Below are 15720 nucleotides of genomic sequence, written 5' to 3'. Positions count from 1 at the left end.
ACGCCGATGGCTGAGATCGCCATTAAGCAGGTCGCAAAACGTTTCGGCGGCTTCACCGCGCTGCATTCGATCGACCTGACCATCGCCGACCAGGAATTCATGGTGCTGCTTGGCGCCTCGGGTTGCGGCAAGACCACGCTGCTGAGGATCGTCGCCGGGCTGGAAACGCCAAGCCAGGGCGAGGTCTGGATCGGCGGCCGTCGCGTCGACCATCTGCCGCCGCGCGAACGCGGCATCGCCATGGTGTTTCAGAATTACGCCGTGTTTCCGCACCTGACCGTGTTCGAGAACATCGCCTTCGGCCTGCGCATGAAGAAGCTGCCGCAGCAGGAGGTCGAGGGGCGCGTCAACCGCACCGCGGAGCTCATGCATATCGAGCAGCTTTTGAAGCGCTATTCGGGCCAGCTTTCGGGCGGTCAGCGCCAGCGCGTGGCAGTCGCTCGGGCACTTGCGATGGAGCCTGACGTGATCCTGATGGACGAGCCGCTGTCGAACCTCGACGCGCTGCTGCGGCTCGAAATGCGCGCCGAGCTCAAGGGCGTGCTCGCTGCGTCCAAGACCACCACCATCTACGTTACCCATGACCAGGTCGAGGCGATGAGCCTCGCCGATCGCATCGCCGTCATGCACGAGGGCCGTATCGTCCAGGCCGCCTCGCCGGTAGAGGTCTACCGCAATCCGGCGGCCCGCTTCGTCGGCTCTTTCATTGGCAACCCGCCGATGAATTTCATCCCGGCGACGAAGGCGGCAGACGGCAGCTGGACCGTCGCCGGGCTGACGCTGCCTGGCCCGAAATCGGACAAGCAGACGATAGAATTCGCCATTCGCCCCGAGGATGTCGACGCCGGCACCGAAGGACTGCACGCCACCGTGCGCGTTGTCGAGCCGCTCGGACCGCACACGCTGGTCACCTGCGATGTCGAGGGCGGCCTGTTCCGCGCCATCCTCGAATCGAATGTCACGGTCGCTGTCGGCGATCACCTGCGACTCTTGCCCAAACCCGACCGCATCCGCTGGTTCGATCCCGAAACCACCAACGCCCTTTGATCCCCCCTTCGATTCTGAAAGTACGAACGCCCCGATGATATCTCTTGCTGTCGACGAAACCATCGCCCGCGCCGTCGAGGTGCTCAGGGAAAACGACCAAGGCACCTATACCATACCGACCAAGGGCCTCTACCCGTTTCAGTGGAACTGGGATTCCTGCCTGACCGCGCTCGGCCTTGCCCACTATGACGAGGCGCGCGCCTGGACCGAGATCGACACGCTGTTCGCCCACCAGTGGCCAGACGGCATGGTGCCGCACATCGTCTTTCATGTCTGGAGCGACGGCTATTTCCCCGGGCCGGAGGTCTGGCGAACGGACCGCCCGACCGCCACCTCGGGCATCACCCAGCCGGCGGTCGCCGGCTTTGCCGTGCGCCGCCTGTTCGACCGGGCAAAGGACAAGAAACTGGCGGCCGGGCGCGCCCGCGCGCTGCTGCCGAAGATCGACGCCTGGCACCGCTGGTTCTACGAAAACCGCGATCCAAGGGGCGAGGGGCTGGTCGCCATTATCCATCCATGGGAGTCCGGCCGCGACAATTCCATCGACTGGGACGACGCCTTCGAGCGCGTGCCGACCGAAGGCGTCGAGGCCTACACGCGCCGCGACACCTTGCACGCCGACCCGGCGCATCGTCCAACCAAGGCACAGTATGACCGCTATGTCTGGCTGCTGCAGCATTTCCGCGGGCTTGGCTGGGACAACGCCCGGCTGCACGATGCCTCGCCATTCCAGGTCGTCGATCCCGGCTTCAACGCCATCCTGATCCGTTCCGCCGCCGACCTTGCCGATCTCGCCGAGACACTTGGCGAAACCGAAATCGCCAAGGCCAACCGCGCCCGTACCGAAAAGGGGCTTTCGGCAATGGAACGGCTGTGGAGCGACACGCATGGCCAGTACATTTGTTTCGATCGAGTGGCCGGAAAGCACGTTGACAGCGCGTCGGTTGGCGGCATTCTGTCGGTGTTTTCGGCCATCCCGGAAAGCCGGGCAGCGACCATCGCTGCAACGATCGAGCGCATCGCCGGCAAAGCGCGTTACATCGTCCCCTCGCACGATCCTGGCGATGCGCGCTTCGACTCCAAGCGCTACTGGCGCGGCCCGGTCTGGCTGGTGGTCAACTACATGATCGCCGGCGGCCTTGCCGCCGCCGGCCACAGCCAAATCGCACAACGGATCACCCAGTCCAGTCTCGACCTGATCGCCGAGAGCGGTTTTGCCGAATATTACGATCCCCTCAGCGGCGAGCCGCTCGGCGGCAGCCGCTTCACCTGGACCGCAGCGATGGTGATCGAGTTCCTGAAAGGCAGAGCCTGAACGCTTCCACCTAGGCCGCCGGCTATCAAAGCCCGTTCTGTCTGCCGAATAACGGTCGATACTATTTGCGTCCGAGGCATGTCCTGGCCCATCAAAACAGAGCCAAGGCGTGCCGATCTTCACCACACCAGAGCTATAATAATTCTTCACAAACCGCTACCTATACTGCGTCGGGGCGGGGAGAAGCGCGGCTTGGAATTCGATCTGAAAACCATTGAGGCGCTTGCTCCCGATCAGGCGTCGCTGAGCGCCGCCTCCAAGCTCACCAAACGAACGAACTGGCCGCGGCTAGAAAAGCATGAGCAGCAGGCGCTCATCTGGGGCGAATGCCAGGGCTCCGGCTCCAATCCTTATCGCGTGGTGGTCGACACGGGTGATCACGGCTACAAATGCACCTGTCCCTCGCGCAAATTCCCATGCAAGCATACGCTGGCCCTGATGTGGATTGCCGCCACCGCGCCAGCCAGTTTTGCCGCTGCCAATACCACGCCGGAATGGGTGAATGACTGGCTTGGCCGACGCAGGAAGACAACGCCACAGCCGGCGCAACCGGTACCCGGCGCGGAAGCCAAGCGCATTGGCGAAGCCGCACAAGCCGACGAGAGCACCGCCGTTGAAGACATCGCGGCGCTGGAGCGTCGCGAGGCGGCGCAGCGCAAGCGGGCGGAAAGCACACGAGAAGCAGTGTCGGCTGGGCTCGATGAGCTTGATCAGTGGATTGCCGACCAGTTACGGCTCGGTCTATCCGGGTTTGTCGACGCCAGCAGCGACCGTTGCCGGCGGATTGCTGCGCGGCTGGTCGATATGAAGGCGGCCGCGCTCGCCGGCCGTATCGACGAGATTCCATCGCGGCTGATGGCGCTGCGCAGCGAGGAACGGTCTGATGCCGCAATCCGCGAACTCGGCAAGCTCGTGCTGCTGGCCAAGGCGTGGCGGGCGGCGCCCGACGACCCCGAGCTGAAGCGCCTCGTATCAACGTCTGAACCCCGAGAACAGGTTCTCAGCAGTCCGAATGCAAGACAGGTTGAAAGCCTCTGGGAAGTTCTCGGCGAGAAGATCGAGAGCCGCCGCGATGGTCTGGTCAGCCATTCGACCTGGCTGCTCGATTTGAACAGCGCCAACCCGCAATTTGCCGTGCTGCTCGACTTTTTCCCGGCTTCGGCCGGACGCCGGTCCAACGCTTTCGCACCAGGCGACCGTTTCAATGCTCGACTGGTGTTTTATCCATCACGTATGCCGCTCCGCGCTCTGGTGGCGGAGCGCATGGGGGAAGTTGCGCCCGGCGCTTGGCCCGATTTTGCTTTTGGCACCGCGAAGGATCCGCTCGCCACGCATGCTTCCCATCAGGACGCCGCGCCCTGGATCGCCGATTGGCCCCTCATGTTGGCGCCCGGCGCTATCCTGCTCGACGATCGGGGTACGGCATGGTGGCAGGCGGAGGATGAACCGCAGGGGATCGCCTTGCCGATCGCCGGCGCGGTAGATCAAACCTTGCTCGGCCTCGACCTTGCGGCCACGGCAGCGCTCTGGAACGGCGCCCGGCTTGAGCTTCTGGCGGCGCAAAGCGAGTTCGGGAGGCTTGATCTGGCGTGAACGAACGCGAGCAAACAGGCCTGGCGGCAATGCGCGATTGCTGGATCACCGGCGGTGCTACGTTCGATCTGGCTCCGGCAGAATGGAAGGCAATCGCCGGCGGTGCAAGTTCCGACGAACAGGAGCGCCGGCTCCTGGCAATCACAGCACAAGCGCTCGACGTCGCGCTGCGGCCGGCCGCGCCGACGACACTCAAGCGTCGTCTGCCGCTGCCCAGACTTGCCCTGCCCATTCTGCCGGCACGATTTCGGCCGTTGTTGAGAGCCGCTCTGAAGCACGCCGCCGACGCGAGGCGAAAGACACGCGTGGCGGCGCTCGTCGCCAGCCGCGGCTTTGTGCTCCATCCCATGGATTGGATGCCCTCGGATCAGAACTGTCCTGACGTCTACGCGCCATGGGTAGACTGGCAAGCAAGCATGGACGGGGAAAGGCTCGCCCCACAAGAGAAACTGACTGCGGAAAACTGGGATGAGTTCTATCCCGCAGCGCGACGCTTGGCCCTTGCCGATATGCGCCGTACCGACCCGACATCGGCTCGAACGTTGATCGAAGCCAAGGCGTCTGGCGAACCGGCGGAAGTCAGGCTTGCGCTCATCGAGCTTATGCGCTTCGTCCTGAGTGCCGAGGACGCGCCTTTCCTGAAAAGCCTTTCCGCCGACAGGTCCGGCAAGGTGCGTGAACTGGCTGGCCGGCTGCTGGCAAGATTAGGAGAGCACGTTCGCCCGAGCGACGGTGGACCGGACGATCCCGTAGCCGAGCTCGCCGCCTTTATCACTGAAGGCAGATCGGGCTTAATCCGCCGCCGGACCATCTACACTCCGGCAAAACTAAAATCCCAAGCGCAGGAGCAACGCCGCGCCGAACTGTTCGAGATATGCAACCTCGTCGACCTTACCGAACGGTTCAACACTACGGAAGCCGAATTCATAGGAGGCTGGCAATTCGGCGCCGACAATAAAGCCGACATCCTGATCGCACGAATGGTCGCCACCACAGGGAGCGAAGCCGCCCTTACGCAGATGGCGGATACGCTTATCGCCGAAGGCGGCAAACCGGCGCTGTTCGTGCTTCACCTCATGCCACGCCTGGACAGCCGCAGAAAGCGTGTCCTCATCAGGCTGATCCTCAAGGAGACGACTTATCTTGGCATGATCACCCTGGCGGAAGGCATCGATGCCGACTGGCTGGAATGGGACGACCTGACGAATGGACAGGCGCTCGCCGCACTGCGTTCCGCCGCCGGCGGAAAAGACGACGCCGCGCGGCGGGGTCTCGACGATGTACTGGAGACGATCGGCTTCCTTGCCACCGCGACCACGGCAGCGAAATTGATCGACGACATGGTCGCGGCGGGCGTGCCGCCCGCGGCTCCTTCACTCGGGCTTCTGCGTCTCAACGCATCACTGGCGGGGCCTGGAACCAACACATGACCAATCCGGAGAACAGCAAAATGAACGCAGCCATCCGCCTCCCGGTCGAGCAGGCCTACGCTTCGGAATTGCAGGCGCTGGCGCGCGATGACGACCGGCAGAGGCCTGCCGGCTGGAGCCTCTCGCCACAGGCTGTGCTGACCTATCTTCTGGGCGGGAAGGCCGGTGACGGCACCCCGGTAACGCCAAAATACGTCGGTCGCCGCCGGTTGATGGAGACCGCGGTAGCGACGCTCGCCACCGACCGCGCACTGTTGCTGCTCGGCGTTCCCGGAACCGCCAAGTCCTGGGTATCGGAACATCTTGCCGCCGCCATCATGGGCGACTCGACGCTGATCGTGCAGTGCACGGCCGGCAGCGACGAGAACCAGATCCGCTATGGCTGGAACTATGCGCAGCTACTGGCAAAGGGCCCGAGCCAGGAAGCGTTGGTGCCGACGCCGCTCTACCGAGCCATGCAGAACGGCAAGCTCTGCCGGCTGGAGGAACTGACCTGTATGGGCTCGGACGTGCAGGACACGCTAATCACCGTGCTTTCCGAAAAGATGATGCCGATCCCGGAATTGAACACCTCGATCTACGCCCAGCGCGGCTTCAACATTATCGCCACGGCAAACAACCGCGACAAAGGTGTCAACGAGCTCTCCTCGGCGCTCAAGCGTCGCTTCAATGTCGTGGTGCTGCCATTGCCGGAGGACATGGCCGAAGAGGTGGCGATCGTCTCCAAACGGGTCGACGAGATGGCTGGCGGGCTCGACCTGCCGGTGCCGAAAAACGTCGGCGAGGAGATCGCCCGGGTATTGACCATCTTCCGCGAATTGCGCTCCGGCGCGACTGCCGACGGCAAGGTGACGCTGAAGACGCCTTCTGGCTCGCTGTCGACCGCAGAAGCGATCGCCACGATGGTTGGCGGGCTCAGCCAGGCGGCGTGGTTCGACAGTGGCAAGCTCGGCGCCGAAGGCCTCGCCGCCAGCCTTGTCGGCGCGATCGTGAAGGATCCGGTGCAGGACAAGGTGGTACTGGAGGAATATCTGGAAACGGTGCTCAAGAAGCGGCCCGACTATGCCGGATATTACGCGGCGCTGAACGCAGCGATCTGACGCCATGGGCCACGGCGACATTGCCTATTTCGGGATACGCCATCACGGGCCGGGTTCCGCCGACAGCCTGGTGCAGGCACTGCAGGATTTGAACCCGGTCGCCGTGCTGATCGAGGGGCCGATCGACGCCTCTGAGCTTCTGCCCATGCTGGCCCGCCCCGAAATGCAGCCGCCGGTGGCGCTCCTTTGCTATCCGGAGGAGGATCCGGCTTCGACAAGCTTCTGGCCTTTCGCCGAATTCTCGCCCGAATACCAGGCGGCGCTTTGGGCTGTGGGCAACAAGGCGACGTTGCAGTTTATCGACCTGCCGTCATCGGCACGATTCACCACTGCTGCGATCGGTGGCGCGGAGGACGCCGATGCGACCGAAGCTATCCAAGCCCCCGAGAATGGTGACGCGGCTCCGCTACCGCGTGATCCGATAGCCATGCTGGCGCACGCCGCCGGTTATGAGGACGGCGAAAGCTGGTGGTCGGACATCATTGAACAGAACCCGAAACCCGGCCCCATATTTGCCGCCATCGCCGATGCGATGACGACACTGCGGGACGGCGAGGGTCCGATCGCTGAGTTCGAAGCCAAACGCGAGGCGCATATGCGGCTCGAAATCGCCGCGGCGCGCAAGGCGTTCGATGGGCCGATCGCCGTCGTCTGCGGGGCATGGCATGTGCCAGCTTTACAGGCCACCCACACACAGAAAAACGATCAGGCGCTGATCAAGGGAATTGTGCGGCGCAAGAGCACAATGACATGGGCGCCGTGGACGGGACCGCGTCTGGCGCTGGGATACGGCTATGGCGCGGGCGTCGTCGCACCCGGCTGGTGCAAGCATCTTTGGCGCACGCGCGGCCGTCACGATGCGGCAACCCTGTGGCTTGCAATGATCGCCGCCGTGCTGCGGGCGAAGGGCCACCTGATCTCGACCGCTTCGTTGATCGAAGCTGAGCGGCTCGCCCGGACCCTCGCCGCAATTCGCGAACGACCGAAACCCGGGTTTGAGGAATTGCGCGACGCCGCGATTGCCGCCCTCTTCAACGGCGAAGCGTTGCTGTGGGGACTGGTCGAGGCCGAGCTGCTTCTTGGTTCGGACGTCGGCGAAATTCCGCCCGACACACCGCTGGCGCCGCTGATCGAAGATCTCCAGCGCAACCAGAAGGCGGCGCGGCTGAAGCCTGAGGCGCTGGAACGGGAACTGTCGGTCGACCTGCGAAGCGAAAGCGGGCTGTTCCGCTCGACATTGCTGCATCAACTGAACGTGCTCGGTGTGCATTGGGGCAGACTGACCGATGCCGGTCGCAGCCGTGGCACCTTCCGCGAGCGGTGGACGCTGGTCTGGGAACCAGAATATGCCGTTCGTCTGGTCGAGAACCTGATTTACGGGCCGACCATCGAAAAGGCTGCCAATGGCCGCCTGATCCAGATGATCGAAACGGCGGCGACGCTCGATACGCTTGCGGCACTGGTCCAGAGCGCCATCACGGCAAACTTGTCGGCAGCATCTACTGCCGGCCCACGGCGTTGGAGGTACGCGCGGCGCGCAGCAGTGAATGCCTGGATATCCTGGCGTCGGTGCCGCCGCTCGCCGACATTGTCCGCTATGGCGAGGCCCGCAAAACGCAGACGGACCGGCTGTCCGGCCTCATGGAGCGGCTGATCGTCGAAGGTGCGATCGCGCTTCCCTATGCTGCGCGCGATCTGGATGAGCAGGCCGCCGCGATACTGGTTGGTGCGATGCGCAAGGCCGATGAGGCGATCAGGCTGGTCGAACCCGGCCAAGACGTGCTGGACGGATGGCGCAACGGGCTGGCTGCCGTGCTGGACGCGTCACGGTCGACGGCGCTGCTGGCCGGGTGCGCCGCACACCTGCTCTACGAAGCCGGTCGCCTGTCCGCCGAAGCCGCTGCCGGGCTGCTCGGGCGACGCCTGTCACCGGGGACGCCTGTCACTGACGCGGCCGGGTTCTTCGAAGGCTTCTTCAGCACAGCCGGTCAACGGCTGATTTATGACGAGGGTCTGCGCGGTGCGGTCGATGGGTGGCTCAGATCCCTGGACGAAGATGCTTTCATCGCGCATCTACCGCTGCTGCGCCGTGTCTTTTCCAATCTGGACAGCATGGAACGCCGGCGGCTGATCGAAGCGGTCCTCGGCGGCGCGGCGCGCTTGCCGGCTGGCGTGACGCCGACGCCGGATGGCGGCGACGCATGGCGTCGACACCTGGGGCTGCTTGGACCATTGCTCAACGGAGAAACCGGCAATGGATGACGAGGCCGAAATGAACGAACCGGGCCCGCTCACTGCCGATGGCGGAAGGGAGCGCCGCTGGCGACTGGCGATCGGCGCCGATGACGAGGCGTCGCCGGCACTTTCCAGCGACGACAAACGGCTTTCGGCGGCGCTCGACGCGCTCTATGGCGACGGTACCAACTCCGGGGCCAGCGACCCCCGCAAGCGGCGTGGCGGCCTTGGCCGGTCAGCGCCGCGCGTTGCACAATGGATGGGCGACATTCGCTCCTTCTTTCCGGCGCAGGTCGTCCAGATCGTCCAGAAGGACGCCTTCGAACGGCTGGACCTGAAGCAGATGCTGATGGAACCGGAATTCCTCAAGGCGATCGAGGCGGACGTCAATCTCGTCGCCGACCTGATTTCGCTGCGATCGGTCATGCCGGCCAAGACTAAGGACATTGCCCGTACGATCATTGCCGATATCGTCGGCAAGCTCATGCAGAAGCTGGAACAGAAGACCGCCGAGGCTATACGCGGCGCGCTCGATCGATCGAGACGAACCAACCGCCCGCGTGCGCGCGATATCGACTGGCAGCGCACTATTTCGGCGAACCTTCGCCACTATCAACCCGAGCATAAGACCATCGTGCCGGAGAAACTGGTCGGCTTCATGCGCAAGCAGCGCCGGCTTGTCGATCTGGATGAAGTCGTTCTCTGTGTCGACCAGTCCGGCTCGATGGCAAGCTCGGTTGTCTATGCCTCGATTTTCGCGGCGGTGATGGCCTCGCTGCCGGTTGTGCGCACCAAGCTTGTCTGCTTCGATACGGCGGTTATCGACCTGACCGACGAGCTCAGCGATCCGGTCGAGGTGCTGTTCGGCGTGCAACTTGGCGGCGGCACGGACATCAATCAGGCGGTCGCCTATTGCGCCGACCGTATCGAACGGCCAACCAAGTCGCATCTGGTGCTGATCACCGATCTCTATGAAGGGGGTAATGGCCAGGACCTGCTGCGGCGACTGGCAGCGTTGGTTCGATCCGGTGTAAATGTTGTCGTGCTTCTGGCGCTGACCGATCAAGGCCGGCCCGGCTACGATCCGACAATGGCAGGCTCGGTAGCAGCCCTTGGTATTCCCGTCTTCGCCTGCACGCCGGATCTGTTTCCGGACATGATGGCTGCGGCCTTACGCCGCGACGATATCGGAGCATGGGCGGCAGGCGCCGACATCAAGGTGGTCCGCGCCGAAACGCAGGCGTCGAGCCCGTCACCAACTGCCATATAGGTTTGACAAACAGCAGCCCGTGCCTATCGTCGGCGTATTACAGGAGCGGCGCATGACAATAGCAACCGGCTGCGGTTTTGGCGGGTTTTCCGCATGCGTTCTTTGCAGCGAAAATCATCTCCGGACGCGCTCACAATCCTCACCTATCACTGCTCGCGTCGCATCACTGTGTGCGCGCCAATCGCATCCGTGAGCGCTCTGTCCCCGCTGACCGCCGAGCTTCTGTCGCGACTTGAGGGTCGGCTGGATCGGTCGGCGATCGTCTCGGCCGATGAGGCCGGGCCGCGTTACAGGGAAGACCCCGACGGCAAGACCGGTGCGCGGCCGGAGGTCGTGCTGCGACCGCGCACTGCCGGCGAGGTGTCGGACATACTGCGCCTGTGCAATGAAATCGGGCAGAGGCTTGTGATCCAAGGTGGCCGGACCGGGCTCGCCGGCGGCGCTCGCGTCCAACCCGGCGAAGCTGTGCTGTCGCTGGAGCGCATGACTTCCGTTGAAGCCCTCGACCGCGAGGCGGCGACCATCATCGCCGAGGCCGGCGCGCCGCTGCAAACGGTGCAGGACGCCGCCGATGAGGCCGGCTTGCTGTTCGGCGTCGACATCGGAGCGCGCGGATCGGCCACCGTCGGCGGCAATGTCGCCACCAATGCCGGCGGCATCCGCGTGCTGCGCTACGGCATGTACCGGGCGCAGGTGCTTGGGCTGGAAGCAGTGCTTGCCGACGGCAGTATCCTGACCTCGCTCAAGGGTTTGGCGAAGGACAACTCCGGCTACGATCTCAGCCAATTGTTCATCGGCAGCGAGGGCACGCTCGGCGTGGTCACGCGCGCATCCCTGCGGCTGCATCCGAAGCCGGCCACCGAGATCAACGCCTTCTGCGCGCTTGCTTCGCTGGACGCAGCGATCACGCTGCTTGCGCTGCTCAAGCGAAAGCTCGGGCCCTTGCTGTCGGCCTATGAGGTGAATTTCGCACCGCTCTATGGCGCCATGATCGCCGGCATGGAGGCGCCGGCGCCGCTACCCGCCGGCTCGCCCGTCTATGTGCTTGCCGAGATACAGGGCAGCGAGCCCGACCGCGACGGCGAACGTTTTGCCGCGGTGCTGATGCAGGCGGTTGAAGATGGCGTGATCGACGACGTGGTCGTCTCGCAATCGCCGCGCGAATTCCGGGCGCTCTGGGCGGTGCGCGAGGAGGCCAACCGTTTCCTGTTTTCGATGGCAGGCCTGATTGGCGTCGATATCAGCATCCCGCTGGCGAAAATGGCGACTTTCCTGCGCGAAACAGAAGCCGCAATCAAGTCCATTGACCGCGGCGCCGACATCTACGTCTTCGGCCATCTCGGCGATGGCAATCTGCATTATCAGGTCCGCACCGCGGATCCGGCGGCCGTATACGGCATCGTGTACGGCGGTGTTGCCGCGGCTGGCGGCGGCGTCTCGGCCGAGCATGGCATCGGCCTCGACAAGAAGGAATGGCTGCACCTTGTGCGCAGCGACGCCGAGATCGCGGCCATGCGGGGCCTGAAAGCAGCCTTCGACCCGAACACCATCCTCAATGCCGGGCGCATATTCGACCTCGCACCGGGCTGAAATCGAAGGCAGGTAGCGCTGGCCGGGTGCTGCCCCTATCTGGTCGCGCCCTTCAATTCCGCATGCGCAACCGCGACGCGGGCAGCAAGCGCGGCGTTGTTGCGGACCAGCGCGATGTTGGCCTTCAGGCTGCGGCCTTGCGAAAGCTCGTTGATGCGTGCGAGCAGAAACGGCGTTAGTTCCTTGCGCCCGATGCCGCGCTTCTCGGCCTCAGCCACGGCCGCTGCGATCGTGCCGTCGATGAACGCCGGATCGAGCGCGTCCGCTTCGGGGATAGGGTTGGCGACGAGAATGCCGGTGCCGGATTCCATCTCGTCATGCAGCAGCATGGCTCGCGCGATCTCGTCGGGCGTGTCGAGGCGATGATCGGCCCTGAGCCCGCTGGAGCGGGTGTAGAAAGCCGGAAAATCATCGCTCCCATAGGCGATCACCGGCACGCGCTGAGTTTCCAGACATTCCAGCGTCTTCGCAATATCGAGGATCGACTTAACCCCGGCGCAGACGACGGTGGTGCCGGTTTGGCCGAGTTCGGTTAGGTCGGCGGAGATATCGAAAGTGGCTTCGGCGCCGCGATGCACGCCGCCGACGCCGCCGGTTGCAAAAATGCCGATCCCGGCCAAAGCGGCGATCCGCATCGTCGCCGAGACGGTGGTTCCGGCCGAGCCGCCGCGCACCATGATGGCGGCGAGATCGCGCCCGGAAGCCTTGACCACGCCCTTTGCCACTGCCAGCTCTTCCAGTTCACGGTCGTCGAGGCCAACCTTGATCTTGCCGGCGACCACTGCGATCGTGGCGGGCACCGCGCCGTTTTCACGCACCACGGTCTCGACACCACGGGCCGTTTCCAGATTGGCCGGATATGGCATGCCGTGGGTGATGATCGTCGATTCCAATGCCACCACGGCGCGGCCTTCATCAAGCGCGGTAGCGACTTCGTCGTTCAAGTGGACAAGGGAAGGTTTCATATCATCTCGCTTTCAGGCAGGAATGCGGTACATGCCGGCGGCAAGGAACCGCGGCGACAGATCGGGGTGGACGCTGGATTCGCTCTCGGTGGTCAGTGTGGCAAGCAGCGCGCCGGTGCGCACGGCATGAGCGACCGGCTCACCCGAAAGCACCTTGTACAGAGTGCCGGCGATCATCGCGTCACCGGCGCCGGTGATATCGACGGGCTGCGCCGGGACGGAGTGCATGGTCGTCACACCGCTCTCGGTCGCAACGGCAAATCCATGCGCGCCCACGGTCACGATCGCTTCGGCAGCGCCGGTCGCGCGCAGCGCTGCTGCTGCTTCCTCCGGCGTCAGCCGCTTGTCGGCATCCGTCATGCCGAGCATCGTATTGGCCTCGTCATGATTGGTGAACAGAAGATCGATGCCGGTCAGGTCCTTCGGCAGGCGCGCTGATTTCGGCGCCGATACCGTGTCGACTGCGAGCTTGAAGCGCGCGCCCTGCTTGCGCGACATCAGTGCTGCGATAGTCGCGGCCGGCAGATTGCAGTCGATGAACACCCATGTCGCCGAAGCCAGATGCGGCCAGAAGCGGTCGAGATAGGACGACGAAAACAGATCGAAGATCTCCATGTCGGCAATGCCGAGCACGAGGTCGTTGTTGCGGTCGAGGATGGCCGCGTATTCCGCCGTCGGCCGCTCCGTGGTGGTGATGACCTGGCTGACATCGGCGCCAAGATCGCGCAGGTGCCGCACCAGCGAGCGGCCGGTTTCATCGTCGCCGACGATCGAGACGAAGCTTATGTCGACGCCGAGGCGGGCAAGGTTTTCGGCGACGTTGCGGGCGACCCCGCCGAAGCTGCGATAGCCGTCGACTGGGTTCGACGTCTCGAAAATCAGATCCTTCCTGGCGTGGTATTTGCGGTCGAGCACCGCGCCGCCGACGCAGACAATGCGCTTGGACGTCGGCAAGACATAACCACGGCCGAGAATGTAGCCCTTGTTGACGAGTTGCACGATGTGGGCCGCGACCGTCGAGCGGGCGATGCCGAGCGCGGTTGCTATGTCCTGCTGGCCGGCAAACGGGTTCGCCGCAATGAGGTCGAGAACCGCTTGTTCCTGTGCTCCAAGGTCGTCCATTTGTCTTATCCGGCCCGTCAAATTCGAGGCTGAACGCTGTCGCAACAACAGATGACATTGTCAACATTTGTTTCGACCGAGTGTCGGCTACGGCACCAGCACCAATGCGCCCGTCGTTCGCCTGGCTTCGAGGTCGCGGTGAGCGTCGCCGGCATCGAATAGGCTGTAGCGCTTGGGCGGTTCAATCCTGACGACACCCTGTCGTAGCGCGGCAAAAAACCGCTCGACGTGCGGGGCCAGTCTTTCGGGCGTGTCGGTGTAATGCGCGTAGTTGGGACGCGATATGGTAATCGACTTCGATGCAAAGCGGCCGATGTCCCAATTGCCGATCGGCCCTGACGCCTGACCGAAACTGACGAGGTGACCGCGAATGCGAAGCGCCGCCAGCGAGCCGCCGAACGTATCATTGCCGACCGCATCGTAGACGACATCGGCGCCGACGCCTCCCGTCAGCCGCATGACGGCTTCAGTGAAATTCTCGCGCGAATAGACAATGACATGATGCGCCCCGAGGCGTTCGACAATGCGCGCCTTGTCGTCGCTCGACACCGTTGCAATGACCGTTGCGCCGAGATGGCGTGCCCATTGCACCAAAAGCTGGCCGATGCCGCCGGCGCCGGCATGGACGAGAACGACGGAGCCCGGCCGAACCGCGTGCACGTCGTGCAGCAAAAAACTCGCACTGACGCCCTTGAGCAGCCCCGCGGCCGCAATCTCGTCGGGAATATCGTCGGACAGGCGAACCAGCAGATCGGGCGCCATGTTGCGCCGCTCGGTATAAGCGCCGACCGGCGGGCAGGCATAGGCGATGCGGTCGCCGACCGAGAAACCGGCAATCTCCGAACCGACCGCTTCGACGACGCCGGCCGCCTCCATGCCTGGCACGCCCGGTGGCTGCAGAAGGTCGAAATAGCCGGTGCGGCAATAGACGTCGATGAAGTTGACGCCGATCACCGTATGGCGGATCCGCACCTCGTTCGGCACCGGCTGCGGCAAGCCGATCTCCTTCAGTTGCAGCACCTCCGGACCGCCATAGCGCTCGACCACAATAGCCCTGGTTGTGGCTGACTGGCCGAACGATGTTGTTGGGGAAGAGACCGGCGAAGCGATCAACGGCGGGGCTGACGGAGGTGCCGGAGGCGTTCTTGCCTGGGCAGGAGGCGCAATCCTTCCTCGTAAAAGGCTGCGGATCGCCGCGAAACCGGCCTGATAGATGCCCTCGGTGATGAGCTTGACCAGTTCGTCGCGGCGGTGCGCGGGGGGATAGAACTCGGAGCGCCACTCCCAGAACGTAGCATTGCCGTCGGTCACCGGTTTCAGCCGGATCGATGCGACATAACCCATCAGTGGCAGCGGTGCTTCGAGCAGGCAATAGGCGAGCCGAAAGTCCTTATCGGACAGCGCCAGCAGCTGTTCGCGCAACTCGCCGCCATCGGCCAGGCGGAAATGACGAACCGAGCCGACCGCATCGACCGGATCGCCGCCCTCGATCTCGCTGAACGAGATCGCCGGGTGCCAGCGCTCATGGCTGTTGAAATCGCGCAGGATCGACCAGACATCATCGATAGGCGCATCGATGATCGTGCTCTGGCGGACCTGAACCATCGCGGGAATGTCAGCGCCCGAAGCGCTGCTTGAGTGCGCTCAACGCCGCCTGGAAGACGCCGGTGCCGATCTGATGCATAAGCGCTGCTTCGCGCTCAGGCGCACAGTCGAACTCCGCCTGCCATTCGGCCAGAGTGAGATTTCCGTCGGTGACCGGCGTCAGCGACAGCGTGGCGATATAATTCTCCACCGCCATCGGGCTTTCCAGGATCGCATAGCTGCAGGACAGGTCGTAGTCGGATAACGCCAGCAATCTTTCGCGGATCCGCCCACCATCCCTGTGCACGAAATTGCGGATGCAGCCGATCTGGTCGGCTGGTGCGTTCTGTTCGATTCGACTCTCGGCGACGAACGGCGCCCAGGCCGGAAGGCCGTTGAAATCGCGCACGATTTTCCAGACTTCCGCCGCCGGCGCGGGAATGACCGAGGACACATAGACCTTGCTCAT

General features: G+C 63.9%; 13 protein-coding genes. 9 read left to right on the top strand and 4 right to left on the bottom strand.

The annotated features are described in order from the left end of the window. Positions 1 to 6: 6 nt before the first annotated feature. The 9 genes from NKJ46_RS00685 (at position 7) to NKJ46_RS00645 (ending at position 11580) form a co-directional block, all read left to right on the top strand. Complete coding sequence (locus tag NKJ46_RS00685; RefSeq protein ID WP_352660619.1) at positions 7 to 1047, top strand: ABC transporter ATP-binding protein; 1041 nt, start codon at positions 7 to 9, stop codon at positions 1045 to 1047. 34 nt (positions 1048 to 1081) lie between these two features. Then, positions 1082 to 2362, top strand: a complete 1281-nt coding sequence (locus NKJ46_RS00680) for an amylo-alpha-1,6-glucosidase (RefSeq protein ID WP_352660616.1) — start codon at positions 1082 to 1084, stop codon at positions 2360 to 2362. A gap of 192 nt (positions 2363 to 2554) precedes the next feature. Then, complete coding sequence (locus NKJ46_RS00675; RefSeq protein WP_352660614.1) at positions 2555 to 3955, top strand: SWIM zinc finger family protein; 1401 nt, start codon at positions 2555 to 2557, stop codon at positions 3953 to 3955. Further along, a complete protein-coding gene (locus NKJ46_RS00670; RefSeq protein ID WP_352660611.1) occupies positions 3952 to 5385 on the top strand; it encodes a DUF5691 domain-containing protein in 1434 nt (477 codons plus the stop codon). The genes NKJ46_RS00675 and NKJ46_RS00670 overlap by 4 nt, the downstream gene beginning before the upstream one ends. A 20-nt stretch (positions 5386 to 5405) precedes the next feature. Then, complete coding sequence (locus NKJ46_RS00665; protein WP_352660609.1) at positions 5406 to 6485, top strand: ATP-binding protein; 1080 nt, start codon at positions 5406 to 5408, stop codon at positions 6483 to 6485. 4 nt (positions 6486 to 6489) lie between these two features. Further along, complete coding sequence (locus NKJ46_RS00660) at positions 6490 to 8139, top strand: DUF5682 family protein (RefSeq protein ID WP_352660606.1); 1650 nt, start codon at positions 6490 to 6492, stop codon at positions 8137 to 8139. After that, a complete protein-coding gene (locus tag NKJ46_RS00655; protein ID WP_352660603.1) occupies positions 8055 to 8747 on the top strand; it encodes a DUF5682 family protein in 693 nt (230 codons plus the stop codon). Before NKJ46_RS00660 ends, NKJ46_RS00655 begins: the two co-directional genes overlap by 85 nt. After that, positions 8740 to 9990: a VWA domain-containing protein gene (locus NKJ46_RS00650; RefSeq protein ID WP_352660600.1), complete on the top strand. Its 1251-nt coding sequence runs from the start codon at positions 8740 to 8742 to the stop codon at positions 9988 to 9990. Before NKJ46_RS00655 ends, NKJ46_RS00650 begins: the two co-directional genes overlap by 8 nt. Before the next feature lie 198 nt (positions 9991 to 10188). Then, complete coding sequence (locus NKJ46_RS00645; RefSeq protein ID WP_352661300.1) at positions 10189 to 11580, top strand: FAD-binding oxidoreductase; 1392 nt, start codon at positions 10189 to 10191, stop codon at positions 11578 to 11580. A gap of 35 nt (positions 11581 to 11615) precedes the next feature. Here NKJ46_RS00645 and NKJ46_RS00640 read toward each other — a convergent pair whose 3' ends face one another. The 4 genes from NKJ46_RS00640 to NKJ46_RS00625 form a co-directional block, all read right to left on the bottom strand. Beyond that, entirely contained in the window at positions 11616 to 12545 is a 930-nt protein-coding gene (locus NKJ46_RS00640) for a pseudouridine-5'-phosphate glycosidase (protein WP_352660597.1), read from the bottom strand. A gap of 12 nt (positions 12546 to 12557) precedes the next feature. Then, complete coding sequence (locus NKJ46_RS00635; RefSeq protein ID WP_352660595.1) at positions 12558 to 13667, bottom strand: carbohydrate kinase; 1110 nt, start codon at positions 13665 to 13667, stop codon at positions 12558 to 12560. A gap of 87 nt (positions 13668 to 13754) precedes the next feature. After that, complete coding sequence (locus NKJ46_RS00630; RefSeq protein WP_352660592.1) at positions 13755 to 15272, bottom strand: zinc-binding dehydrogenase; 1518 nt, start codon at positions 15270 to 15272, stop codon at positions 13755 to 13757. Positions 15273 to 15282: 10 nt separating this feature from the next. After that, a complete protein-coding gene (locus NKJ46_RS00625) occupies positions 15283 to 15720 on the bottom strand; it encodes an SRPBCC family protein (RefSeq protein ID WP_352660589.1) in 438 nt (145 codons plus the stop codon).

The sequence above is a fragment of the Mesorhizobium sp. M0166 genome (assembly GCF_040322255.1).
Lineage (GTDB): Bacteria > Pseudomonadota > Alphaproteobacteria > Rhizobiales > Rhizobiaceae > Mesorhizobium.
This window is presented reverse-complemented; position numbering and strand designations above follow the sequence as displayed.

Coding starts and splice junctions, on each gene's coding strand:
- NKJ46_RS00685 (WP_352660619.1), top strand. CDS start 7: ATGGCTGAGATCGCCATTAAGCAGGTCGCAAAACGTTTCGGCGGCTTC.
- NKJ46_RS00680 (WP_352660616.1), top strand. CDS start 1,082: ATGATATCTCTTGCTGTCGACGAAACCATCGCCCGCGCCGTCGAGGTG.
- NKJ46_RS00665 (WP_352660609.1), top strand. CDS start 5,406: ATGAACGCAGCCATCCGCCTCCCGGTCGAGCAGGCCTACGCTTCGGAA.
- NKJ46_RS00660 (WP_352660606.1), top strand. CDS start 6,490: ATGGGCCACGGCGACATTGCCTATTTCGGGATACGCCATCACGGGCCG.
- NKJ46_RS00650 (WP_352660600.1), top strand. CDS start 8,740: ATGGATGACGAGGCCGAAATGAACGAACCGGGCCCGCTCACTGCCGAT.
- NKJ46_RS00640 (WP_352660597.1), bottom strand. CDS start 12,545: ATGAAACCTTCCCTTGTCCACTTGAACGACGAAGTCGCTACCGCGCTT.
- NKJ46_RS00635 (WP_352660595.1), bottom strand. CDS start 13,667: ATGGACGACCTTGGAGCACAGGAACAAGCGGTTCTCGACCTCATTGCG.
- NKJ46_RS00630 (WP_352660592.1), bottom strand. CDS start 15,272: ATGGTTCAGGTCCGCCAGAGCACGATCATCGATGCGCCTATCGATGAT.
- NKJ46_RS00625 (WP_352660589.1), bottom strand. CDS start 15,720: ATGAGCAAGGTCTATGTGTCCTCGGTCATTCCCGCGCCGGCGGCGGAA.